4 protein-coding genes are annotated in these 4,899 nt (G+C 50.6%); 2 read left to right on the top strand and 2 right to left on the bottom strand.

Annotated elements, in window-relative coordinates:
- Positions 1 to 73 precede the first annotated feature (73 nt).
- Entirely contained in the window at positions 74 to 2,257 is a 2,184-nt protein-coding gene (locus tag B2067_RS11535) for a sensor histidine kinase (RefSeq protein ID WP_301388552.1), read from the top strand.
- On the opposite strand, the gene gdhA is transcribed toward B2067_RS11535, so the two are convergent.
- Both gdhA and B2067_RS11525 read right to left on the bottom strand, forming a co-directional pair.
- Positions 2,238 to 3,569, bottom strand: coding sequence for an NADP-specific glutamate dehydrogenase (gdhA, locus tag B2067_RS11530; RefSeq protein ID WP_301388551.1), 1,332 nt, complete (start codon positions 3,567 to 3,569; stop codon positions 2,238 to 2,240). The genes B2067_RS11535 and gdhA overlap by 20 nt on opposite strands.
- A gap of 73 nt (positions 3,570 to 3,642) precedes the next feature.
- Entirely contained in the window at positions 3,643 to 4,146 is a 504-nt protein-coding gene (locus B2067_RS11525; RefSeq protein ID WP_301377862.1) for a pyridoxamine 5'-phosphate oxidase family protein, read from the bottom strand.
- A 187-nt stretch (positions 4,147 to 4,333) separates the two neighbouring features.
- On the opposite strand from B2067_RS11525, the gene B2067_RS11520 reads away from it, so the two are divergent.
- Positions 4,334 to 4,899 (top strand): tRNA-uridine aminocarboxypropyltransferase (locus tag B2067_RS11520; RefSeq protein ID WP_301388550.1); only part of this gene is annotated, 566 nt, incomplete at its 3' end.

The following is a 4,899-nucleotide window of genomic DNA, read 5'->3' as shown; positions in this document are numbered from 1 at the left end:
ATGACCTGTTTCGACGTGTTATTTCAGGCAACTCCCATTTAAAGTCGGCCATTCTCTTGTACGGATACTGTCTATGAATCTCCGCTCTCAGGCCATGCTCTCGGTTCTGGTTCCTGTTATTTTTCTGGCGCTTATTGCACTGACTTCGCTGTCGTTGCCTGAGGCTGGTGGCACTTTTAATACCTCTGACGGCCAGGTTTTCTACTCTGATCTTGATACCGGGCCCAGGAGCGGGGTCGAATCCGAACGGGTAATTGCGTTTGTGAATCGCACAGCGCAAGAGCAGCGTATAGTGGCGACGCCTGAACTCTTTATTGAAGAACCGGACAGTCTGCCTCTGATTGAAGACTATCGCAGAGTCATGGATGAGGTTGGTCTGGTTTCATCATGGTTGCTCGATAATCAGCTCTCATTGGTACTGGACGACGGTCGCCTGATTGACGTTGATCCGCGGTCGAGAACGCTGGCTGATCTCAGGTTTGATTTCTGGATTCAGGCCTTCAGTGGCTTTCTTGCCGCTCTTATCTGTTTCCTGGTGTTGCTACTCAGCTCTGATAAAAGTGAACGCTCCGGCCGGATAGCATTTGTGATTACAGGCGTCGGCTTTGCGTTATCGAGCCTGTTTGCAGCCATTTACAGTACCCGCGATTTGTTTATTCAGGGGGATCTGTTTTTTGCAGCCTCGTTGATGAACCATCTTGGCTCTTCGTTGTTTGCTACTGGTCTGATTGCTTTTCTGTGGAATTACCCCGCAATACTGTTTGGCTCGCGCTTAGCCTGGTGCGTATTCAGTCTGCCACTGATTTCGACATTGAGTGCGCAGTTCTTTCCCGTGCACCCCGAGACAGCCGTTATGTTTTATCTGCCTTACGGTATTTCTTTGATCGCCGCTCTTATTGGTTTGTTTGTGCAGTGGATGAAGAGTGCGCCGGGGAGTGAAGAAAGAATAAAAGTACGTTGGATTTTTATATCGGTCGTGGCAGGAACGGGTATTTTCGCAATAACCGCTATTGTTCCTATGCTGATGGGGCGTCCACCTCTGGCCTCTCAGTCCATGGTGCTGGTGACGTTTGTCTTTATGTACTTCGGGATGTTGTTTGCTGTGATCCGGCACAGGGTGTTTGATCTTGATCCCTGGTACTTAAAAGTCTGGGGCTGGATCGCGGGTGGTATGGCCATCCTGATGATCGATATTTTGCTGACGTATCTGCTGTCGCGCAGTGGCCCTGAAACCTTAGCAATTTCTCTGGCCTTGGTCGGCTGGCTGTACTTTCCGGTGCGTCAGTTCTTTCTTGCGAGGCTGCTTCCAGCTCACCGTGGGGAGCTTGATCATTGGCTCAGGGATTCGTTGCCCGGGTTAGTAAATGATCGATACCTGAGCCGTGAGGAGCGTTTAACCGACGCGTTCAGAACCGTATTCTCTCCCCTGGATATCAGAATCTATACCGGCTCACATCCTCAGAAAAACGTTCTGCAACTGACGGCGCCAGATGCCTCAGGCGAAGCGAGATTTCTCGAGTTGTTGCATCCTTTTCAAGGCGCAAGAAACCTGACAGAAAATGATTTCAGAACCGCTGATTTAATTCGAGCGTTGGATGATCTGATCGACCGGACTCATGGTGCGCATGAGGAAGGTGTGCAGTCGGAGCGCCAACGAATCCGGCGCGACCTGCACGATGATATTGGGGCAAAGCTGCTGACCATTCTTCGCCGCAGTGCAGAAGAGGAGCAGGCATTGGTGCGTTCCGCCATTTCGGATTTACGCAACCTGCTTAATCACAGTTTCGATGCGCCCGATGGACTGGAGGCTTTATGTGTGTCAATGAAGGATGAGGCACAGGCGCGTTGCCAGGACTATGATGTGCCGCTTGTGTGGACGCAAGATGTTCCAGATCTCACGCTCACCAGAAACGGTTATTACCACCTTGAGCGTATTCTCCGCGAAGCTCTCAGTAATGCCCTGCGAGCAGGTAGTAACAGCATTGAGGTAAGCGCTTCTGTGAAAGGCCCGGCTCTGGTCGTCACCATGATAAATTACTGTAAATCATCGGATTCACCAGACCTGCCGCGCATTGATCAGGGCTTAGGGCAGGAAAGTATGCGCGCCAGAGCACAAGCGCTTGGCGCAGAAATTTCGGTAAAACCCCACGACGAACAGGGCACCGTCTGCTGGCAGCTTATATTGGAAGTGCCATTAGACGGGCCGCTACTCGACACTGTAGGGCTGGATGCTGCAATCAGCCAATCCCGTGAGTAATCATTGCCCCCGCGAGTTTCTTGAAACCATAGATGTTCGCCCCGCGGCTGTATGGATAAACGCCATCCTTTTTCTTTACATGCTGAATGCACCGCTCATGGATTTCTTTCATGATGCGGTTCAGTTCTTCATCAACGCGGGAAATTGGCCAGGTCGTTAGCTCAGCATTCTGAGACCGCTCAAGGCCCGATACAGCAACGCCGCCAGCGTTAGCTGCTTTCGCAGGGCCGTATAACGCGTTGGCGTTGAGGAATTGTTTACGTGCTCCGTCTGTTAGTGGCATGTTTGCGCCTTCGCACAGAATACGAACCTCATTGCCGAGTAAGGTTTCTGCGTCTTTATCATCCAGTTCATTCTGTGTAGCGCAAGGCAGCGCGATGTCAGCATTTTCTATGCCCCAGGGTTTCTTATCCTCCTGGTAATCACCAACGGAGGCTTCTTTAAGCCGGCCTTTATCGTCGAGTTTCAGTGACTTTATGGCGTTGAGCTCTTTTTCTGTCATTCCGTCTTTGAAATACAGAGTGCCACTCGAATCCGAAACAGTAAGAACAACAGCGCCTTCAGCGATGGCTTTCTCGGCGGCATGAAGCGCAACATTGCCTGAGCCTGAAATTAAGATACGTTTGTTATCCAGCGAGTCATCATGGGCTTGCAGCATTTCGCGTAGAAAATAAATAACACTGTAACCTGTTGCTTCTTCGCGGCCACAGCTGCCGCCGAACCCTGGGGTTTTGCCTGTGAGTACACCTTCCCAACGGTTATTGATACGAAGGTATTCGCCAAACATAAAGCCGATCTCATTACTGCTGACGTTAATGTCACCCGCAGGCACATCGGTATCCGGGCCTATGTGTCGATACAGCTCCCGCATAAAGGATTGGCAGAAGCGCATAATTTCACGCTGACTTTTTCCTTTAGGGTTAAAGTCAGATCCACCTTTGGCTCCGCCCATGGGTAAGCCGGTGAGTGCATTTTTAAAACACTGCTCAAAACCCAGAAATTTAAGAACACTCTCATTCACTGTCGGGTGAAATCGTAAGCCGCCTTTGTAGGCGCCAAGCAGATTATGAAACTGCACGCGCCATGCGCGGTTAACATGCACTTTCCCTTTATCATCTTCCCAGCTGACGCGGAATTTAATAATCCGGTCTGGCTCAATCAGGCGCTCGATGATATTCCACTCGGCATAGTCATCACTGCTTTCATATTCTTCGGCAATGTCGTCACAGACTTCTTTCACCGCCTGATGAAATTCCTCGGCATGAGGATGATAGTTTTCTAGATATTCCTGGTATGTAACGGGGGATGACATGGACGTTTCCTGTGTACGGATAGGGTGCTGTTATTCGGTCAGGCAGGGCGTCCGCGCCCTGCCTTTTTCATCTTTATGAGAAGGTGATTTGTTTCTGTTTACTGATGTCTGGGCGATCCTGATTACCCAGAATGGCTTTCGCGGTTTGCCAGCTGAAACTGATCGGGTTAGCCGTAGAGGCAGACAGTTCGGCCTTTTCTGGTGAGAACGCCATTAATTGAAGGTTGTCGTCACGCTTGCCTTTGTCGTACCAGGCTTCAATATCGACAGACCATTTATTAGCAACGACTTCTGAGTCATTGACGACCTTAATACGTCCCTTGATGTCGGCCCAGAAATGTTCGGTTGAATCGCTGATGCAGATGCGTGCAGCGGGCTCACCCGACAGGCGGCCAAATGTTTCGCTTCGTTTATCAGTAAAGAACCAGATGGTTTCGCTATCAAGGTCTGGTTTGGCGGCCATAGGCTTCATAAAGTCAGTAACGCCATCTATTCCCAGCATGACTGCGGTTTCCTCGGAAAGTGCGTTCCACAGTGCGGCTTTTGGGTCATTCTGAAGTTGATCTAATGCGGCCATGAGAGACTCCTTAGCAAAAAGCTAGACAAGTGTTGTACATGGTGTGAGTGGCAGATAAGAAATTTGTTCCAATTTCTTTCACTGGCTGGCATTGCTGTATTGATTCACACAGAATCCCGCTCCGGATATCGCGCTTTCTTCTAGGTGGTGGGTGTATGTTTGTATGGCAGGGCAAATGGCGAGATAAATGAAAGAAACCAGCGTTACTCGTTTGAGAGCCCGACAGAAGGCGCTTTCACGCCGCGAATTCCTGGCCCGTGGCAGTAAACTTTCCCGGTGTGACGACTGCCTGTTGTCAGTGCGCCTGTGTGTCTGTGGACAGCGACCGGAGTCGGTTACCGGTGTTGCCGTTTGCCTCATTTATTACCAAGGCGAGGTCTTCAAGCCGAGCAATACGGGGCGGTTGATTGCAGATGTGCTCGAAGACAACCATGCCTTTCAATGGACGAGAACTGAGCCAGACAAAGATATGTTGGCGCTGCTCTCTGATCCGGCATACGCCCCCGTGATTGTTTTTCCGTATGAGTACGTTGAGGTAGAGCGCCAGCTGCGCGAAGAGCGAACTTTGGCAGAGTACATTGATGGACGAACGCCGCTTCTGATTTTTCTCGATGGCACCTGGCGCGAAGCGCGTAAGATGTACAGAAGTCCCTGGCTCGAATCGTTGCCGGTGATAGCCGTAGAGCCAGAAGCTCTGTCTGAGTATCGCCTGCGTGTTGCGGTGCGCGATCATCAATTGGGAACTGCCGAAGT

Origin of the sequence: Thalassolituus sp. UBA2590, assembly GCF_002339775.1 — a bacterium.
GTDB lineage: Bacteria > Pseudomonadota > Gammaproteobacteria > Pseudomonadales > Oceanobacteraceae > Thalassolituus.
Note: the sequence above shows the minus strand (reverse complement) of the source record. Positions and strands in the feature narration are given on the sequence as shown.